21 protein-coding genes and 1 riboswitch are annotated in these 18,942 nt (G+C 47.8%); of the genes, 11 read left to right on the top strand and 10 right to left on the bottom strand.

What is annotated here, in order from left to right:
- Positions 1-15: 15 nt before the first annotated feature.
- On the bottom strand, positions 16-411 hold the full coding sequence (locus WBJ53_RS04090) for a MarR family transcriptional regulator (protein ID WP_338874781.1): 396 nt from the start codon (positions 409-411) through the stop codon (positions 16-18).
- Between the two features lie 265 nt (positions 412-676).
- Between WBJ53_RS04090 and WBJ53_RS04095 the strand changes: the two genes are divergently transcribed.
- Positions 677-1,570, top strand: coding sequence for an SDR family oxidoreductase (locus WBJ53_RS04095; RefSeq protein ID WP_338874782.1), 894 nt, complete (start codon positions 677-679; stop codon positions 1,568-1,570).
- Between the two features lie 20 nt (positions 1,571-1,590).
- The gene (locus WBJ53_RS04100) at positions 1,591-2,508 is read left to right on the top strand and encodes a helix-turn-helix transcriptional regulator (RefSeq protein WP_338874783.1); all 918 of its coding nucleotides are present in this window, start codon (positions 1,591-1,593) and stop codon (positions 2,506-2,508) included.
- Between the two features lie 46 nt (positions 2,509-2,554).
- Here WBJ53_RS04100 and WBJ53_RS04105 read toward each other — a convergent pair whose 3' ends face one another.
- A complete protein-coding gene (locus WBJ53_RS04105) occupies positions 2,555-3,550 on the bottom strand; it encodes a bile acid:sodium symporter family protein (protein WP_338874784.1) in 996 nt (331 codons plus the stop codon).
- 111 nt (positions 3,551-3,661) lie between these two features.
- On the bottom strand, positions 3,662-4,603 hold the full coding sequence (locus WBJ53_RS04110) for a Ppx/GppA phosphatase family protein (RefSeq protein ID WP_338874785.1): 942 nt from the start codon (positions 4,601-4,603) through the stop codon (positions 3,662-3,664).
- A gap of 57 nt (positions 4,604-4,660) precedes the next feature.
- On the opposite strand from WBJ53_RS04110, the gene rpsU reads away from it, so the two are divergent.
- The 3 genes from rpsU (at position 4,661) to WBJ53_RS04125 (ending at position 6,735) form a co-directional block, all read left to right on the top strand.
- Entirely contained in the window at positions 4,661-4,858 is a 198-nt protein-coding gene (gene rpsU, locus WBJ53_RS04115) for a 30S ribosomal protein S21 (protein ID WP_338874786.1), read from the top strand.
- A 214-nt stretch (positions 4,859-5,072) separates the two neighbouring features.
- Positions 5,073-5,993, top strand: coding sequence for a tyrosine-type recombinase/integrase (locus tag WBJ53_RS04120; protein WP_338877152.1), 921 nt, complete (start codon positions 5,073-5,075; stop codon positions 5,991-5,993).
- Positions 5,994-6,060: 67 nt separating this feature from the next.
- A complete protein-coding gene (locus tag WBJ53_RS04125; protein WP_338874787.1) occupies positions 6,061-6,735 on the top strand; it encodes an EboA domain-containing protein in 675 nt (224 codons plus the stop codon).
- A gap of 75 nt (positions 6,736-6,810) precedes the next feature.
- Here WBJ53_RS04125 and WBJ53_RS04130 read toward each other — a convergent pair whose 3' ends face one another.
- Both WBJ53_RS04130 and WBJ53_RS04135 read right to left on the bottom strand, forming a co-directional pair.
- A complete protein-coding gene (locus WBJ53_RS04130; protein ID WP_338874788.1) occupies positions 6,811-7,482 on the bottom strand; it encodes a hypothetical protein in 672 nt (223 codons plus the stop codon).
- 5 nt (positions 7,483-7,487) lie between these two features.
- Entirely contained in the window at positions 7,488-8,150 is a 663-nt protein-coding gene (locus tag WBJ53_RS04135; RefSeq protein ID WP_338874789.1) for a DUF4136 domain-containing protein, read from the bottom strand.
- Between the two features lie 230 nt (positions 8,151-8,380).
- On the opposite strand from WBJ53_RS04135, the gene WBJ53_RS04140 reads away from it, so the two are divergent.
- The 5 genes from WBJ53_RS04140 (at position 8,381) to WBJ53_RS04160 (ending at position 13,655) form a co-directional block, all read left to right on the top strand.
- Complete coding sequence (locus WBJ53_RS04140) at positions 8,381-9,313, top strand: TatD family hydrolase (RefSeq protein ID WP_338874790.1); 933 nt, start codon at positions 8,381-8,383, stop codon at positions 9,311-9,313.
- Between the two features lie 103 nt (positions 9,314-9,416).
- Entirely contained in the window at positions 9,417-10,292 is an 876-nt protein-coding gene (gene eboC, locus WBJ53_RS04145) for a UbiA-like protein EboC (RefSeq protein ID WP_338874791.1), read from the top strand.
- A 61-nt stretch (positions 10,293-10,353) separates the two neighbouring features.
- The gene (locus WBJ53_RS04150; protein ID WP_338874792.1) at positions 10,354-11,178 is read left to right on the top strand and encodes a 5'-methylthioadenosine/adenosylhomocysteine nucleosidase; all 825 of its coding nucleotides are present in this window, start codon (positions 10,354-10,356) and stop codon (positions 11,176-11,178) included.
- Between the two features lie 120 nt (positions 11,179-11,298).
- Positions 11,299-12,495: an amine oxidase gene (locus tag WBJ53_RS04155; RefSeq protein ID WP_338874793.1), complete on the top strand. Its 1,197-nt coding sequence runs from the start codon at positions 11,299-11,301 to the stop codon at positions 12,493-12,495.
- A gap of 74 nt (positions 12,496-12,569) precedes the next feature.
- Positions 12,570-13,655, top strand: a complete 1,086-nt coding sequence (locus WBJ53_RS04160) for a lipase family protein (RefSeq protein ID WP_338874794.1) — start codon at positions 12,570-12,572, stop codon at positions 13,653-13,655.
- 33 nt (positions 13,656-13,688) lie between these two features.
- Here the strand turns inward: WBJ53_RS04160 and WBJ53_RS04165 are convergent, their stop codons facing one another.
- From WBJ53_RS04165 to metX, 3 genes are all read right to left on the bottom strand, one after another.
- Entirely contained in the window at positions 13,689-14,417 is a 729-nt protein-coding gene (locus WBJ53_RS04165) for an alpha/beta hydrolase-fold protein (protein WP_338874795.1), read from the bottom strand.
- A gap of 73 nt (positions 14,418-14,490) precedes the next feature.
- Entirely contained in the window at positions 14,491-15,081 is a 591-nt protein-coding gene (locus tag WBJ53_RS04170) for a GDSL-type esterase/lipase family protein (RefSeq protein WP_338874796.1), read from the bottom strand.
- A gap of 28 nt (positions 15,082-15,109) precedes the next feature.
- Positions 15,110-16,165 carry a homoserine O-acetyltransferase gene (gene metX, locus WBJ53_RS04175; protein WP_338874797.1) on the bottom strand — a complete coding sequence of 352 codons (1,056 nt, stop codon included), beginning with the start codon at positions 16,163-16,165 and terminating at the stop codon, positions 15,110-15,112.
- A 180-nt stretch (positions 16,166-16,345) separates the two neighbouring features.
- Positions 16,346-16,464: riboswitch (SAM riboswitch) on the bottom strand.
- A gap of 190 nt (positions 16,465-16,654) precedes the next feature.
- Here metX and WBJ53_RS04180 point away from each other — a divergent pair.
- Positions 16,655-16,981, top strand: coding sequence for a DUF721 domain-containing protein (locus WBJ53_RS04180; protein ID WP_338874798.1), 327 nt, complete (start codon positions 16,655-16,657; stop codon positions 16,979-16,981).
- Between the two features lie 65 nt (positions 16,982-17,046).
- Here WBJ53_RS04180 and WBJ53_RS04185 read toward each other — a convergent pair whose 3' ends face one another.
- Together WBJ53_RS04185 and WBJ53_RS04190 are read right to left on the bottom strand one after the other, a co-directional pair.
- Positions 17,047-17,859 carry a polysaccharide deacetylase family protein gene (locus WBJ53_RS04185; protein WP_338874799.1) on the bottom strand — a complete coding sequence of 271 codons (813 nt, stop codon included), beginning with the start codon at positions 17,857-17,859 and terminating at the stop codon, positions 17,047-17,049.
- Positions 17,808-18,809, bottom strand: a complete 1,002-nt coding sequence (locus WBJ53_RS04190) for a glycosyltransferase family 2 protein (RefSeq protein WP_338874800.1) — start codon at positions 18,807-18,809, stop codon at positions 17,808-17,810. The genes WBJ53_RS04185 and WBJ53_RS04190 overlap by 52 nt, the downstream gene beginning before the upstream one ends.
- Between the last annotated feature and the right edge of the window lie 133 nt (positions 18,810-18,942).

An 18,942-nucleotide genomic window follows, 5' to 3' on the forward strand; every position in this document is an offset into this window, starting at 1 on the left:
GCCGTCAGTAAAAAGTCAGAAAATCAATTTTTGTGAAAGAGCCGTTAGCCCACCTACAATGTCGGGCCCAAGCTCGTTGTAAACCTGCTGATTCAGGCTTTTCCAGATGTTGTGGCAGCGTTTAGCCAGGCTGGTGCCATGGTCGGTTAAAAACAAGCCATGTCGCAGATCGTTGGTTAACCAGCCGTTTTTTTGCAGAAGCTTCACATCCCGGTTCATGGCTGATTTTTCGATTTGCAGCTTTTTCGCTAAGGCGGCCTGCCTAATACCGGGTTGAGCAAACAGGTGCATAAGCAGTCCTGCCTGGGTAAAGGTTACGCCCAATGGTAAGAAAGCTCCGTTGTAACGGCTGGTTAGTATGCGTGCCTGCATTCGCAGCCGTCCCGCTATACAGTACGTTTCGGTATCCATACCCTAAATATGTTTTGCAAAAGTTGTATATGCAACTTTTGTGGTGAAAGTATTGAGCCATAGCAGAATCGATCGATGGGCTAGTTGCTCTGCCTCACCCATGTCAGCATAATTGTTTCATGGCAGACTGATTAGGAGCATAGGCGTATTGCTCTATACTGTTAATCGCTCGATACGACCACGATTTGGCTAAACAAACCTGAGATCCGGCAAAATAGAGCAGCCTGCTTCTACTGACCTTTGTCTTACTAAAACAGCGACATAGATGAACGTATTTATTACCGGAGCCACAGGATTTATTGGCTCTGCCCTTGTTAAAGAATTGATAGGAGCTGGTCATCAGGTGTTAGGGCTGGCACGTTCGCAGGCGGCTGCCGATTCGCTTTTGGCCATGGGAGCTGCCGTCCATCGGGGTGATCTTCAGGACCTGGCTAGTTTGCAAACGGGAGCCGCAACTGCCGACGGCGTAATCCATGCTGGCTTTGTTCATGATTTTTCCCGCTTCAAGGAGGTTTGTGAAATAGACAGACTGGCTATCGAAGCCATGGGTTCAACACTGGCCGGCTCAGGCCGTCCGTTTATCGTTACTTCTGGTACGGCACTGGTTAGCCCTGGCATCCTGGCTACCGAAGATAGGAAGAGCCAGCATGATCCCAATAAATTTCCGCGCGTTTCGGAGTCGGCTGGTTTTTCGTTTACCGATCAGGGCGTTCGGACAGTAGCAATCCGATTATCGCCGTCGGTTCATGGTGAGGGCGATCATCATGGGTTCGTGCCGATGCTGATTAACATTGCTCGTCAGAAAGGGGTAGCGGCCTATATTGGCGAAGGGCTCAACCGCTGGAATGCCGTCCATCGTCTGGATGCTGTCCGTCTCTATCGATTGGCGCTGGAGCAAGGAGAAACGGGAGCCCGCTATCATGCCGTTGGCGATGAAGCCATTACCTTAAAAACGATTGCAGAAGCGATCGGTAAAAAACTGAACATTCCGGTGGTATCCATAGCACCCGAAGAGGCTCCTGCTCATTTTGGCCCGTTTGCTGCGTTTGCGGCCATCGATTGCCCGGCTTCCAGTAAGCTCACCCAGGAACGCCTGAACTGGCATCCGGAGCACCCATCCTTGCCCGATGACCTTGCCACTGATATCTACTTCAACTAATTACGCTATCTTGTGGTGTCATGAACAAGCAAATCATCCGGATCAAGTCGATTGGCGAGTTTCACCGACTGGCTGGTTTGCCCAGTCCGGCTCATCCCCTTATCAGTGTCATTGACCTCGAAAAGCTGAACCGTCCGTTGGCAGAAGGGTCTTTTACAAGGGCCTTTGATTTTTATTCAATCTCCTTGAAGAAGAATTTTCATGTTAGAATGAAATACGGCCAGCAGCCCCATGACTTCGATGATGGCGTGCTTCACTTTATGGCACCGGGACAAGTGCTAACTGTTGAGTTTGAAAAAGATCAGGTTCATAATCCCTCCGGATGGATGATTTTATTCCATCCGGATCTTTTGTGGAACACACAACTAGCTAAAACCATTAAACAGTACGGTTATTTTGGGTATGTTGCCAACGAGGCATTGCATCTTTCAGATAAGGAAGAAACGATGCTGACAGCTATAGCCAAAAATATGGAACAGGAATATCATACCCATATCGACCGGTTTAGTCAGAGTGTAATTGTTGCACAACTGGAATTGCTATTAACCTATGCCGACCGGTTCTATCAGCGCCAGTTTATTACCCGAAAGGCATCCAGCCACGAGATATTGACCCGCCTGGAAGAGTTACTGAAACGATACTTTACTAGCGGTGCTTTGGCCGAACAGGGCTTGCCAACAGTTGCTTACATTGCCGAATCGTTGAATATCTCTCCCAACTATTTAAGCGGACTTCTTAAGTCACTCACGGGGCTAAGTACGCAGCAGCATCTGCATGACAAGCTGATTGAACTGGCGAAGGAAAAGCTATCGACTACAAATTTGTCGGTCAGTGAGATCGCTTATGAACTCGGCTTTGAGCACCTGGCATCTTTCAGTAAGCTTTTCAAGACCAAGACACAGCTATCGCCCCTCGAATTCAGGCAGTCTTTCAACTAAAAATGGCCACCTGGTAAGAAGCAATGGCTGGGTTAGTCAAGTTTATTTATACGTCCTGCGTTTTCACGGCAGGGGTGGCCTGGGGAGCTATTTCTTTGGGCGGATTTTGGCTCCAGTAGGTAGCCAGTAACGAACCTGTTGTGTTCATGATGGGACCAAACAGGGCAGGAGCCAGACCAACCGTAGCTACTTTTCCCATTTGAACCGCTATGCCAGAGGCTAAACCGCCATTTTGGAGGCCAACTTCAATTGCAACGGTTCGGCTGCTTTGTTCGTCCATGCCAAACAGCCGGGCCGACCAATAGCCGAGCGTAAAGCCAGTGAGGTTATGAATCAGCACGCAGAGGGCCAGTGTCCAGCCTACAGTGAGCAAACTGTCGCGTCCGGCGGCCGTAATGATTGCTACAATCAGAACAATACCGCCCATCGAGATCAGCGGCATCACCCGGTTAATAATCACGGCCGATTTATGGAAAATACGGTTCAGAATCAGGCCAACAATAACGGGTAGAATAACGATTTCCATGATTTCGATCATCATTTTCAGAAACGAGATCTCAATAAACTCCCCGGCCAGCAGTTTCATCAGGGCAGGCATCAGAAAAGGGGCCAGCAGGGTCGATAGGGTAGTAACCGTAATGGACAATGGTACATTCGCTTTGGCGATAAAGCACATCACGTTAGAGGCCAGGCCACTCGGTGAGCACCCGATCAGGACAACGCCAGCTGCAATTTCGGGTGGGAATTTAAACACGTTCGCCAGTGTATAGCCCAGCAGAGGCATAATCAGAAAATGGCAGGATACGCCTATAAAAACGGCTTTGGGTTGCTGAATAACGCCCTCAAAATCTTTGATTGCCATAGTTGTACCCATACCCAGCATAATGATCTGAAGCAAGGGCACAATGAGTTTCTTTAGCGGAAAATCGCCAACCTGCGTAAACAGACCCGGAAATGACAGGGCCACCACTACGGCCATAATAATCAGAGCAGTATAAATCAGGTTGCTGTACGACGAACGAGCGTTTGTTTCAGCTTTCATTGGGTAAAAGGAATAAGGAACAACGAGGATATAGACGGTAGCGTGTCAGACTACTGGCCTTAAAAGTCAATTTATGCCGAAACTTACCTGTTCGCTTCCCGATGCTCCTGCTTATTGGCTAAGCGAAGCCAAAACGCCTTCTTTCAGTGAGTAGGTTGAGGTTCTGATCTGCGAAATTGAGTAGGTTTTCAATACATAGTCGATCAGGCAAACGCCTACAACAATCATGTCGACCCGTAGTTCAATCATGCCCGAAATTTGCATCCGCTCCGCATGCGATCGGCTGATGAGTAATTCGAAAGCCCGGTAAAATTCGTTGACAGGAAGTTGAAAGGCATTCTGTGCAGGATCGGGTAAATGACCAAGTTCGTGCATATACCACATATCGACCAGCGTATCGAACGACCCCGACGACCCTACCAGAACCGTTGGCTGATACTGATGAATGGCATTCGCCAACGGTAGTAGTTGCTCCTGAAGATAATCATAAAGCTTGCGCATACTGGCTGGACTAATTGGATCAGAACGGTCGGGCGCGCCGGGCATAAAGCGTTCGAGAAGCCGTTGACCACCAATTTCAAAGCTTTGCTTCCAGAAAATCCGATTCTCATTTCCCAGAATAAATTCAACGCTACCGCCACCAATGTCCATAATGAGTGCGGTTTCGTTATCCAGCACGCCAGTGGCTCGTACGCCTTTGTAGATATACTCGGCTTCCGTTTCGCCCGAAATAACCTGAATCGGGATGCCGGTTTCCTGCCGAACCCGATCGACGAATTCGTTCTGATTGCGGGCAACCCGAATGGCACTCGTTCCGATGGCTACCACCTGGTTGGGCACTACAGCATGTTGGTCGAGGATTTGTCGGAAATAGGTTAGAACCGTTAACGCACGACCGATACCCTCTTCGGTGATAAGCCCCTGATTGATACCGGCCTGCCCAATTTTAGCCGGACGACTTTCTTTGAAGAGCGTTTTGTACGAATTGCCGGTTTTTTCGACAATAAGCAGGTGAAAAGTGTTGGTTCCTAAATCAATAATAGCTTGTTTCATAGTCGCAAATCTATTACCTTTGCCGTCCGGTTTTAGCTAAAACACAATATTTAAAACATGCTTATTGTTAACGTAAAAGACAACGAGTCGATTGACAAGGCCCTCAAACGCTTCAAAAAGAAGTTTGAAAAAACGGGCGTGTTACGGCAGTTGCGGTCGCGGACGGCTTTCCAAAAACCGTCGGTAAAGCGTCGTACTGAGATTATCAAAGCCGCCTACAAAGAAAGAATGTACGGCAACCACAACGAGCAATAGATTTGAAAATCTAGCCAGTGGGGTGCAGTTGGCGTTCGGCTGTGATAGTCGGAATTGCTGAATGCGCAGTCAGCGATCCTCGGAATGCCAATCAAGACAATAGAAGCAGCAGGCAGTGATGTTTGCTGCTTTTTTTGTGACGTTGATTTTTGTGATGTTGCTAAATCCCATAATTAACATGATTAGCTTTGGTCTGCAAAATCAGAAGAGCAAAATGAATCCGATCAGTCCAGATAATCCCGCTTTTTGTTCAGACTTCCTTCAGCATATCCGTTTCGAAAAACGCCTGAGCCATCATACGCTGACGGCTTATGCGAACGATTTGGGGCAATTTGGCGTGTTTATGGCAACGGAGTGTAATCTCGATCGGCCCGAACTGGCCGATTTTCGGCAAATTCGTTCCTGGATTGTAAGTCTGGTTGAAAGTGGTCTGGATAAATCGTCGGTAAACCGAAAAATTGCGACACTTCGTAGCTACTATGGCTTTCTGCTGCGCCAAAAAGTGATTTCCATAGACCCCATGACAAAGGTCCAGGCGCTGAAAGCCAGCAAAAAACTCCCGGTATATGTGGAAGAAAAACCAATGGAAATGTTGTTGAACGATGTCGACTTTACCGACACGTTTGACGGTATTCGCGATAAACTGGTGCTCGAACTACTCTACGGAACAGGTATTCGATTGAGTGAGTTAATTGGTCTGAAAACGGCTGATATAAACTTATATGAGAAGCATATTACGGTTCTGGGGAAGCGAAACAAACACCGGATCGTACCGCTAACCCAACCTTTGTTCGAGCTGATTCAGCAATACAACCAGCTCAAAGACGAAACATTTACCGGGCAGGCCGACAAAGTTTACCTGATTGTGAGCGATAAAGGCGTACCGGCCTATCCAGTGCTGATTCAGCGGATCGTAAAGCGGCATCTGAACGTAGTAACCACCCTCGAAAAGAAAAGCCCGCACGTGCTGCGTCATTCGTTTGCAACGCATCTGCTCAACCGGGGAGCCGACCTCAATGCCATAAAAGATTTACTTGGGCACAGTAGTTTAGCCGCAACACAGATTTATACACATACAAGCCTTGAGCAACTGAAGAAAACCTACGATCAGGCGCATCCCAAGGCGAAAAAGTAACTTTATCAGGTCTGGACGAGTCAAATTCCGGTTTGCCCGAATGCGATCGTTCCGGCTACCTATCGCCATGAATATCTTAGAAATGAGCCAGACGCTGTTCTACCTGATTGAGCAGCAACCCAATTCTGAAAAAGCGGTTAACTACCTTCGCCAACAAGCCGATGCCCTACAGGCGGGGCCGCAGGTTCCCGTATTTTATCGTGTTTTCACGGCAATGCCGCGTTTTGTTGGCAAACAACTAATTGTGGTACCATCCGATATGGCGTTTGCTTTGGAACGCCTTCGTCCGGGATTTACCGTGACCGACTGGACACTCGACCGATTGGCGCGGGTGTGGTGGTTGCTTCAACTGCCAGCCGATGATGAAGCGCACTATGTAAAAACAATTACGGAATTATTTAAGGCGGGTGAATTAAACGAATTGGTTGCGTTGTATTCGGCCTTGCCGGTGCTGGCTTTTCCGGAAGCATGGCGCTTTCAGGCAACAGAAGGTATTCGTAATAACATTGCCGACGTACAATCGGCCATCATGTTGCATAATCCTTACCCTGCCGACTACTTCGACGAAGCAGCCTGGAATCAGTTGATTTTGAAAGCTTTTTTTACGGATAAAGACGTTACTCAGATTACCGGCCTGACCGAGCGCAAAAACGCCCGACTGGCTCACACGCTGGCCGATTATGCTGCCGAACGTCGGGCTGCCGGGCGTAGTTTGCCCCCGCATATTGAAGAGTTAATGTAGGAAAACCGGTTCAGGGTTTATTGTTTATGGTTGCTTCGCTTGGTAGAGCCAGCCTGCCGCAGAGCAACCATAAACCTAATACCACCGATACGAAATGCCGACAGACAACATTAGCGATGGACTGCTGTTTTTCAGAAAATCGTAATTGAAAAACACATTTTGGTATTGGGCCTGAATTTCAGCACCTAAGCCCTGCTCGCGTTTGCCATAGTATTTCAGGCCAATTGCCGGTGCAATAGCGCCCTTAAAGCCACTTTTCTGATCGGCGAGCGTTCCAAAATAGTTAGTATAGTCAACAAAAGCACCACCACCCGCAAACTGGATATAGGGGCGAATGGCCGCTGCATTATCGGCAAAGTAATACGAAAGCGAAGCCATAGCCGGAATCATCGATAACGTACGGGTCTGAACGGCCGAAACATCCTGACCAGAATTGTCGGATGAGTAGCTATAAACCTGGCGCCCCAATCGTTGCTGGGTGTATTGGTAACCCGTTTTTAGCCCGATTGAAAATCGTTGCGGGAAAAGCCATTCGCCTTCGAGCGCAAAATTGGTTGGCGAAACCCGATCAATATAGCCTTTCTGACCGCCAAGTGGCATCGAAACCCCATACCGGGCTGCAATATTGAAGGTAACATATTGTTGATACATCGACGGAAATGCCGTTGCATAGTCGTCGCGATTGTTCTGGGCCCATGTTGCCGTCGAAAAGGCAAGCAAGGCTATCAAAGCTAGGATCGATTTCATACGGTTTAGTTCGCTGCCTGTAAGTATGGCGATTGATTGAAAATTGCGGTGGTTGCTGCATCTACATCCTGTTGGGTAGAAACGTCGGCACCACGAACGGTAGCATCGTAAATAACAGTGAGTTGAGGTTCTGAGCCTGGAGTCGTAGCGGGCTGGTTTTTCAGATCTACTATCTGAATTTCCCAGTACTGATCGGCAACCTGATAGGTATAATAGCTCGGATAATACGGATAATAGCCACCAAACCCACCATAATAGCCGCCCCAATAGCCGCCATAGTAACCGTAGGGATTTAATCCTACACCCGTATACAGATTGTTAACCCTAATAATGGCAACGCCCAAATCGGCGGTGTCGCCACGAGCTACCCGTTGAAACCCACGACTCGTTAGGGCACTCGCGACATTCGATACAAACCGGCTTTCGAGCGGCCCCAGGGTAGGTTCATAGCCCGTATTCGATTCGGTCACAACAGAGTCGGGAAGGCTATAGGTTTTATACTGACTGAAATTAATATTCCGATCGTAATTTGTGATATAAACCGGACTATCGGCGGGGCTTAAATCGTTGATGGCGTTCTCTTTACAGGCCGTAAGCCCTCCGCCAATTGTTAGCAGAAGTAGCACATAAAGTATCCATCGGTCCTTTTTTAGCTGTTGGAGTACCATAGGTCTATTTGTTGTTTGGCATACCTGTCGAATAAGTATTCGACTAATTATATAACACCAGTATGGCATTAAAATTTTATATCTATTTATAAAACGAATGAGGTAATTAAGGGTTTGGAAAAAGTCGATTAAAATACGGCTAAAAATTCATGCAGGATGAAGACAGATTTTTGTGGAACTTTACCCCCTGATTTGGATTTTATTAGAATGCCTTTAACGCTGAATTACTCATGAATTTTATGGACTCGATTCGTGGTATGTCGTTTTTCGATATGCACGTTCACATGACTTCCCGGACTACCGACGACTATCAGGCCATGGCCGATGCGGGCGTTGTTGCACTGATTGAACCAGCCTTCTGGCTCGGTCAGCCGCGTACGGGTGTTGATTCGTTTCGGGATTATTTTGCCAGTCTGGTCGGTTGGGAGCGCTTCCGGGCATCGCAGTTTGGTATTCGGCACTATTGTACCATTGGCCTTAACTCGAAAGAGGCTAATCAGGAAGAATTGGCCGAGCAGGTTATGGAAATTCTGCCATTATTCATCTATAAAGAAGGCGTAGTGGGTGTTGGCGAAATTGGCTTCGATGATCAGACGGCGGCCGAAGAAAAATACTACCGGGCGCAACTCGAACTGGCCAGAGAAGCTGGCCTTCCGGTGCAGATTCATACACCACACCGCGACAAAAAGCAGGGAACGAGCCGGAGCATGGATATTGCCCTGGAGCATGGCATAGACCCCGGTATGGTAATTGTTGACCACAACAATGAGGAAACGGTGCGCGAAGTGCTGGATCGGGGTTTTTGGGCCGGGTTTACGATTTATCCGTTTACAAAAATGGGTAACGAACGTATGGTAGAGGTTGTGAAACAATATGGCCCTGACCATATTATGATCAATTCGGCTGCCGACTGGGGCATCAGCGATCCACTTGCCGTTCCGAAAACGGCCGCGCTGATGAAAGAGCGTGGAATATCGGACGAAGCCATACGCTTGGTAACCTTCACCAACGCCGTAACGGCTTTTGCGCAAAGTGGCCAGCTTAATCTGGAAGAATTGCTTCAGCCATTAGAGATTGACCAGAGCCAGCGGTATAATGGCAGTTCAATTTTACGCGGTGGACAGGCTCCGCGAGTCGATAAAGAATCAACGATTATTAAATAAGGCGGGGAAATAGCGGGGTGTTGCGGGGAAGGCGGGGTATTGCATGGATATGCTATTCCCTGCAATACCCCGCCTTCCCCGCAACACCCCGCTCTCCTCGCACATGTTAAAAGCACTCCTCTCGCTCATGCGTCCTGCCAACCTGGTTACGGCTATTGCCGATGTGCTGGCGGGTATGGCCATAGCCGGTTATTTTCTGATTCCGAATCCACCGCCGGCAGCTGTTGGCTGGTTGTCGCTGGCAACGGTTTGCCTGTATGGGGGAGGAGTCGTTTTTAATGATGTTTTTGATGCCGACCTCGACGCGATTGAGCGGCCCGAACGGGCAATTCCGAGTGGCGTTGTCAGTAAGAATACGGCCGCAGCACTAGGTGTTATTTTGCTGATGCTGGGCATAGTGTTCTCGTTTCTGGTTAATCAGACGGCGGGGATACTTGCAATTGCTATTGCCATTGCCTCGCTGGTTTATGACCGGTTTGGCAAACATCACAACATTCTTGGGCCAGTCAATATGGGCTTATGTCGCGGTCTGAATCTGCTTTTGGGCGTAAGTATCATTCCAGAGCAGGTGCTACCCTGGGCCTGGGTTGGTCTGGTGCCGATTGCCTACATTGCGGCCATAACCATGATCAGCCGGGGCGAAGTGCATGGCGGTAATGTTGCTACACTGCGTTCGGCCGGACTGTTATATGCACTGGTAATTGGGTGCGTAGCGGCATTGGCCCAGCAACGGCAGCAGTTAGGAACTGCTTTTCCCTTTCTGGTACTGTTCGGATACTATATTTTTCCGCCACTCTGGCGTGCCGTTCGGGAACCGGTTGGTCGGAATATTGGCCTGGCCGTACGGGCGGGCGTTTTGTCGCTCATTGTTATGAATGCGGCCTGGGTGGCTGCTTTTGCTTCGTTTCCGCTAGCTCTGCTGGTTTTCTGTTTGTTGCCGCTTTCCCGGCTTCTGGCAAAGATTTTTGCTGTAACTTGATGCTCAATGGGCTTCAATACCCATTTAAATGCGTCAATTCGGGCAAGTTCTGCCAAATTCTATGAAAAAACTCTGTTTCGTACTACTTCTACTCTCCCAGGTTGTATTTGCTCAACGGTATAAAGCTCGTTCTGTTACGGGGTTGTTGGGTGCATTTGGAGCGGAGGTCGAATTGGTGAAGCAAACATTGAAAAAACCAAAGACAGTCCTCATCGACGGGGTTTCCTTCACAACCGGTCGCATTGGAAACCATAAGGTTGTAGTGGCCGAAACGGGTATCGGCAAAGTAAATGCAGCTATGACTACCACGTTGCTCCTCGATCATTTTCGACCCGAGCGGGTACTCTTTACGGGGATTGCGGGTGGAACAAATCCTGATTTGCAACCCGGCGATATTGTGATTGCTGGTCGAACGGCGCATCATGACTATAGTTCGATTACTGATAAAAATACACCGACGCGTCAGACGCGAAATGCCATTACCAAACAGTTTAATCCAGTTTATTTTCCTGCTGATTCGGCCTTGCTTCGGTTAGCAGAATTGGTTGCAGGAGGCTTAAAACTGGAGGGAATACCACTTGCATCGGGTGGGGTATCCGACCGACCGGTTAAGGTCATGACCGGAACAGTGGTTACCGGCGATGTATTTGTAGCGTCTCCTGTTAAAGTGAGTAGTCTCCGTTCCGATTTCGCGGCCGATGCGACGGAGATGGAAGGGGCTGCTATTGCGCAGGTATGTTATCAGATTCAGGTTCCTCATCTGATTATCCGTAGCCTGAGCGACAGGGCCGACGCCGAAGCTCATATTGCCTACGACAAATTTTATCCAACAGCCGCCCGGAATTCGGCCAAACTGGTCATTGCCATCGTTCAGGCGTTACCGTAATTTTTAAGTAGGCTGCATTATCCCGAAATACCTTTCCCTCATGAAATTGGGCCTTTTTTGCCTGCCAGATAGTTTTTGTCCATATTGAACAACACTACCTGCCAGAAGGCTTATTTTCTGATGCTAACGTTGCCTGCACAGTTGCCCAATAATCCGTTTCGGTCGGTCTGGTGGGCCGGTTATGAGTGTACAGACCAACTCAATTGCTTTGGAAACCGGGTCGATTTTCTACCCATGACGGGCCATTTGCAGTTGCTAAAAGACGACTATCGGCGCCTTGAACCGTTTTCTATTCAGACCGTTCGGGAAGGGCTTCGGTGGAGTCAGGTCGAAAAAACGGCCTATCAATACAACTGGAACGATGTTGAACAGATGTTGCTGGAAGGGCATCGGCAAGGGATTCAGCAAGTATGGGACTTGTGCCACTTTGGCTATCCCGACGATCTGACACCCCTGCATCCGATGTTTGCCCGCCGGTTTGCAGCGTTCTGCCGCGCATTTGTGCATTTCTACCGCGATCGCTATCCCGACGAGGAACTGATTGTAACACCTATCAATGAAGTTAGCTTTATGTCGTGGCTGGGTGGCGATGCCTGTGGCACATCGCCCTACTGCACCAAACAAGGCTGGGAAGTGAAAATCGGGCTGATGCGTGCATACATTGAGGGCGTAGCGGCCATGCGTGAGATCGATCCGTCTATTCGAATCCTGACTACAGAGCCTCTGGTACAGATGGTTCCACCCTTAAATGCAACCGAGCAGGAACTTATTGATGCGGCCATTGCCGACGAAAACCAGTTTCAATCGGTTGACATGCTGGCAGGCTATGTTGCTCCCGAACTGGGCGGGATGCCCGAATATCTCGATATACTGGGTTTCAACTATTACTACAATAATCAGTGGATTAATAACACTGACCAGTTTTTAGGATGGAATGACGCGGTTCCTGATCCTCGCTGGTTTCCTTTGAGTCGATTGCTTACAAAAGCTTATCGACGCTACAAGAGGCCAATTGTATTATCCGAAACCAGCCATCCGGGTATCGATCGACCGGTCTGGATAGAAATGATTGGGCGGGAGTGTGCCAAAATTCTGGAATTGGGTATTCCCCTTTGGGGTATTTGCCTGTATCCAATCATTGACCGGCCCGATTGGGATCATCCCGAACATTGGCATCATTCGGGTTTATGGGATGCCGATTTGTCCGTTAAACCTCCTGGTCGAATACTTTATGAACCATATGCCGAAGCCTTGTTACGCGCAGAAAACCTTGTTGAGCAGGTTAGTTCATCGCAACCGTATCTAACTAGTAAGTGAGTAGTTATACTCAGACTTTTGCTTTCCATAAAAGCAAAAGTCTAAATGTTTTCCTGACCTCTTTTTAGACTTGTATGAAAAAAATTGCTGCGTTTCTTGCACTAATCACACTGTCGACTGCCATCTATGGCCAGAAACTTAAACCCGGATTTGACAAGGCAGAATATATTGAACTAATGAGTGTATTTGCCCGTCAGGTCGATACCTTACCGCCGGATAGTCCAATTCCGAAACCTAAACGTTTTGCGTTTGCCTATCGCTCGCCCGTTGTCGGACTCGACAATCGCTGGGATTTATGGACCTCGCCCGATTCGTTAGCTGTGATCTGCATTCGGGGAACAACGCTGGAAGCTACCGGATGGCTGGAGAATTTCTATGCGGCCATGGTGCCGGCAAAAGGTCACCTGACTTTGTCGAACAATTATCAATTTGATTACCAACTGGCCGAACATCCGCAGGCTGCTGTGCACGTTGGCTGGCTAATTGGAACCGCTTTTCTGGCGCAGACTATTCTGCCAAAAATTGATTCGTGTGTTCGGGCAGGTATTTCAGATTTTTATATCATGGGGCATAGCCAGGGAGGGGCAATTTCGTATTTGGTGACGTCGCACCTGCGGCAGTTGCAGCAGCAGGGGCGGATTCCGTCAAGAATTCATTTTAAAACGTATTGTAGTGCTGCGCCTAAGCCTGGCAATCTCTACTATGCCTATACCTACGAAGCTATGACATTTGGCGGCTGGAGCTTCACTGTCGTTAATTCGGCCGATTGGGTGCCCGAAACACCCATTAGCATCCAGACACTCGACGACTTCAATACTACCAATCCCTTTGCCAATATTCCGGCGCTGGCCAAAAAACAGAAATTTCCGAAGAATCTGGCCCTTCGTTACGTCTATAATAAACTCTCAAAGCCTGCGAAAAAGGCCCGTAAGTATTATCTGAAATATTTAGGCGACTTTGCCGGGCGCTATGTTAAAACGAATTTGAAAGAGTATGTTCCGCCAACATTTTACCAATCGAGCGATTACGTTCGGACGGGAACGTTTGTGACTTTATTGGCCGATGCTGATTATTTCAGGAAGTATCCCGATAACCCAAAAACAATTTTTGTGCATCATTTGCTGTTGCCCTATCTGGATTTAGCCGCGAAATTACCTTAGGGCTAGGCTATCTGTAGGCCTCAAAAACACGATTTACAGATAGATTTGCACCATTTTGTGCCAATCATCGGCCTGGTGGGCTCTGCCATCCCAAATATAAAATTCGTGGGGTATGTTCTTCAATTGCAGGGTTTCGTTAAGAGCAAGATTGCTGCTCAAAAACGGATCGGCAGCGCCAACGGTTAACACAATCTGCATACGACGCAGCTTGTTGAGAATACTGGCATCTTCCAGATTAGGTAGAAAATGATTAGGATTGTTGTAGTAAATATCCTCGTCGTAGTAGTCGTCGAATAGGCTACGGAACTCGGCAACAGGTGCTGATAAATCGTATCGACCGCTTAGAGCGACCAGTTTGCCAAACCATTGCGGATGCCGAAACGCAATATTGGCCGCGTGGTAGGCTCCCAGGCTGCAACCGTGCGAAATCATAAACGGCTGTGGATTTTGGAGTCGGGAAAAGGGGAGCACTTCGTTCAGGATATACTGCTCATATTGCCGGTGTCGACGGATACGATCCTGCGGAGAAATATAGCGATTATAAATGCTTTCGCGGTCAACACTGTCAACACAAAACAATTGAAGCCAGCCGTTCTCCAGCCGATCGGACAAGGCATCGACCAACCCCATATTTTCATACTCATAGAATCGCCCGCGACGCGTAGGGAACACCAATACACGAGCCCCGGTATGGCCAAAGATCAGCAATTCCATATCGCGGTTTAGATTCGGGCTAAACCATTTATGATACTTACGCTGCATAGATATGGTTGTAAACGCCAGTGAAATTGCGGACTTTACGGCAAACTTTAGTAACTTCTAAGTAAATAAATTATTAAAAAAACTGCGACTCCCGAAGCACGCGTTGCCATGCCTGATAGCCCAGAGGGCTTAAATGCAGACCATCGGATTCAAAACACTCCCGGCGCGGTCTGCCATCAGCTCCCAGTAGGGGAGTGGTCATGTCAATTGTTCGGAACTCAGGTAGTTTACTGACTTCGTCGGCAATCAGTTTATTCGTAAAACGGATATTATCTTTAATATTCCAGCGTGCTGGGCTGATTTTTATGGATAAATAAGCCACCGGTATATCGGGCAGATATTGGCTCATTTTTCCGGCAAAGGCACGGAAAAACAAATAAACTTCTTCGGGGTGTCGGCCGTCGCCCAAGTCATTGTCACCCGCATAAAATACGATTGCTTTGGGAGATGTTGGCATCAGCAAACGTTCAAAGAACCAGGCGCACGCTGCCAGAGTAGAACCGCCAAATCCCAGATTCAATGGGTTAGTTTGTGGAAAGTCCTGGTCTAATGTCGACCAGAGCCTGATGGATGAACTTCCATAAAAAACAACCCGGTTTGGGGTAGGAGGAATTGCTTTTAGCTTTGCTTCGAGTTGTCGAACTTCGTCTTCGTACCAGATCATCTGGTTAAGGGGGAATTCTGGTAAATAGTTATTTTTTAAGTTCTTCAATGGCTTTTTTAGGGCCATTTTCAGTTGCCATCCATTTTCGGAGAATAGCCGCCAGAGGCCTGAATTCGATCAAAAAGCCATCATGGCCATACAGTGAGTCGATTTCTTCGTAAATCGCATCGGGAATATGCCGGGCCAGAAACTGTTGCTCCGAGGGAGGAAACAACAGGTCTGAACGAATACCAATTACGAGGGTTCTGGATTTAATTTGAGCCAATGCGTTTAGAATGCTTCCGCGATTCCGGCCCACATTGTGCGAATCCATTACTTTCGAAAGCGTCCAATAGGTAAAGGCATTAAATCGTTCGGCTATTTTTTCGCCCTGATAACGCTGGTAGCTGGCCGCCTTGTAGCCATCTAGCTGCTCATTGTTATCCAGTGCCTGAGTAAAGCCATAGGTGTCGTAGTTGCGGTAGGAGATCATGGCCATAGCGCGGGCTGCTTTCATGCCCGAAGCCCCTGCGTCGTTGCGTTGTTCCAGCCAGGTCGGATCGGCTTCAATGGCCATTCGCTGAGCTTCGTTGAAGGCAATACACCAGGGCGATGCTACGGCGCTAACAGCAATCAGAACCAGATTTCCGATCAGGTTAGGGCGCATAATAGCCCATTCGATGGCCTGTTCACCACCTACCGAACCGCCAATGCAGGTTTGAATTTTTTCGATGCCAAGTTCTTGCCGAAGCAAGTCCAGTGCTTCGACCATATCCCGTATGGTAACAGATGGAAAATCATGGTAAAACGGCTGGCCCGTAGCCGGGTTGATGGATAAGGGCCCCGTTGAGCCATAACAGGAGCCCAGCACATTGGCACAAACAATGAAATGGGTGTCTGGATTAAAATACTTGCCTGTCCCGATCATGCCACCCCACCAGTCGCCAGGGTCTGCATTGCCCGTGAGGGCATGACACACCCAAACAACGTTGGTTCCTTCGCTGTTTAAGGTGCCACGGGTGGTATATGCTAACCGAAAGCCGGGCAGGCTGCTACCCGATTCGAGCGGGAAAGAGTATTTATAATCGAAATAATGGAGGTCCAAAGGATAATGCGTTTGCTGATTCGGTTGAATTTTCAGCACTGCAGGAGCAATATGGCTGAAATACGATGAAAGAGATAAATACACGAAAACCACTCCCGGTTTTGGCCGTGCGAAGAGGTGAGTGCTGCTTAGTAGGCCTCTCTGGGCATACAACGCTGGTTGTAGAACATGTGAGTTAACGATTTATAGTCCCTAACGGTCCGCCACTGCGGTTGCTTTAGGCAGGAGTTAGCACCTTGCCGTGTGGTAGGTTGCCAGCGATTCTAAGAGCCTGTTCTCTCCTCGCTTCTGTATAAATCAATTGATGCCAATGGTAGTATACTTGACATCTGGTAATTGACTTGATAACGCAAGTATAATAGGCAGACGGCGCCAATCCAAACCCTAAGGCTATTTTCTAACCGTTACCTTATTTTTTCAATTTCATTTTAGGACGGTATATTTGTTTAGTTTTATCGTTGCGTACTTTTGTGCGTAAGATACCTCACAATGAGCCAGACCTACCGTTATAACCGCGAGAATGCTACCCGAACAGCCGGCACTACAACCGTAAAGGATGCAATCGGGCAACTGCTTAAAGCATACCAACTCCAAACACGTTTTAATGAAACGTATCTGGAGGCTTTCTGGGGGCGTATGATGGGTACATCGATTGCTTCCCGTACAAATCGGCTCTATGTTCGTGATCGTAAACTGCACATTGAAATTGCCTCTGCTCCGTTGCGCAACGAACTTGTTAATGCCAAACAGAAACTTATTCAGTTAGTCAATAAAGACATGGGAGCCGATGTGATTGACGATGTTATATTTATTTGATAGCTATGTTTACAAACACGAAGGGGGCCGTTGATCAACGGCCCCCTTCGTGTTTGTAAACAGCTTCAGGCTTTAACTGATGCTGTTTGAGTGAGTGATGCTGTGAACTCGCTCATCGTATTGAAATCTCCATGTGGTTGCAGAAACCGCAGTAAGTTCTCCACCCGATTCAGTAACTCATTGCGGGAATACCGACGAACGTAGGCCGGAATCTTTTCGTAAGCTGCCAGGTCCGTAAACTCCCAGGGATGGACATACAGATTTAAAAACCCATCGGCTTTTAGGGTTTGCAAACAAAGCTGTTTGTAGAACGAAAACGGAAAATTTTTCAGACTCAGCCAGAACAGCGGTAGCCGTAGGGTTGGCGTTACGGACGCGGGTATCTGCCAGACTCCCAATTCAACGAAAGGCTTTCTGGGCTCACCCCAATGATTATAACGACCCGGTAGCCAGGTCGGATGAAGTGATGAGTTATACTGATAGCCAGCCTGTTGTATGTCTGTTGGGTCAACAAAACCCATGCGGGCACGGCGGAATCCGGTAACGGGCTGCCCGAGCAATTTTTCCAGAGCCAGTCGTGACTTAAGCAAATCGGCCGGTTCGAATGTTGTATGGAAATAGCCGTGAGAAGCTATTTCATGTTTTTGGGCTAATTCCCGAATTAGTGCTGGTTCGTGCAGAGCGTAGTTGGCTGTTGTAAATAACGTAGTTTGGACACCTACAGAATCGAATCGATCGGATAATAAGCGCAGACCCTGCGTTGAAACGGCAATTTGTTCTGCTAGTGAAATGGTATGACCGAATTCAACAGCAGTGTCGAATTCTTCTACGTCAACGGTAAATAAAATTGTTCTTTGTCGGTAGCTGAACTCTGCCATGTTGTTTCCGTCTCTTCAATTTCACTCGTATCTCCAATGATATAAGCAGGCCGTTGTTTAACCTCCACGAATGTTTTTCCCAAATAAATACCAATAATACCAATAATAATGAACTGAACACCGCCAATGAGCACCATTAATAAGATCAGTGATGTCCAGCCCGATACGGTTGTGTTGGTAAAATATTTCTCATACAGCACCTCCGCTCCAAACAAAGTGGCGAACAAAAACATGCCGAACCCCAGCAGCACCGACAGATAGAGTGGCTTAGTCGAGAAGGACGTAATTCCCATGGCTGCCAGGTGCATCATTTTCCGGAGCGAGTATTTCGAGCGGCCAGCATAGCGGGCAGCCGGTTCATATAATATCCGACACTGCCGGAAACCAACCCACGAAATGGCCCCCCGCAAAAAAAGATCGTTTTCTTTAAACTGATTGAGCGTATCAACTACCTTTCGGTCGAGTAATCGAAAATCGGCTGCACCATCTTCAATTGTCAGGCCCGATATATTGCGGAGTAGCGTGTAAAAATATTTTGATGAATTCCGCTTAAACCACGATAAGTTGGGATCAGGCTGACGAACGGTATAGACAACGTCGTAGCCTTCGCACCATTTCTGGATTAAGGTTGGAATTAGTTCGGGTGGGTGTTGAAGATCGGCATCCAGACAAATAACAGCTTTACCACGGGCATTTTCGTAACCTGCCCGTAAGGCCATCTGATGGCCAAAGTTTTTTGAAAACGATATGAATCGAACAACTGGATATTCCTTACTCAGTTGCCGCAACACATACCGAGTCTGGTCAGAACTCCCGTCGTCAACTATTAATAGTTCAAATGATGGATAAGGCTCCATTACAGCCATAAGACGATGAACCAGAACGGGCAGGTTCTCCTCCTCGTTGTATGCTGGTACGACTATACTAATCATACCGTCCGGTGATTTCATTGTATCTTCGTTAATTAAAAGTCGTTACGGTCGGTAGATATAAATTTTTCCGCTAAAATAAGTAATTATACTTATCGATTTACTGCCGGGGAATTAAAGTTTTCTTAATCTTATTCGATAGGTAATCTATTTT

This window comes from Spirosoma sp. SC4-14 (assembly GCF_037201965.1).
Lineage (GTDB): Bacteria > Bacteroidota > Bacteroidia > Cytophagales > Spirosomataceae > Spirosoma.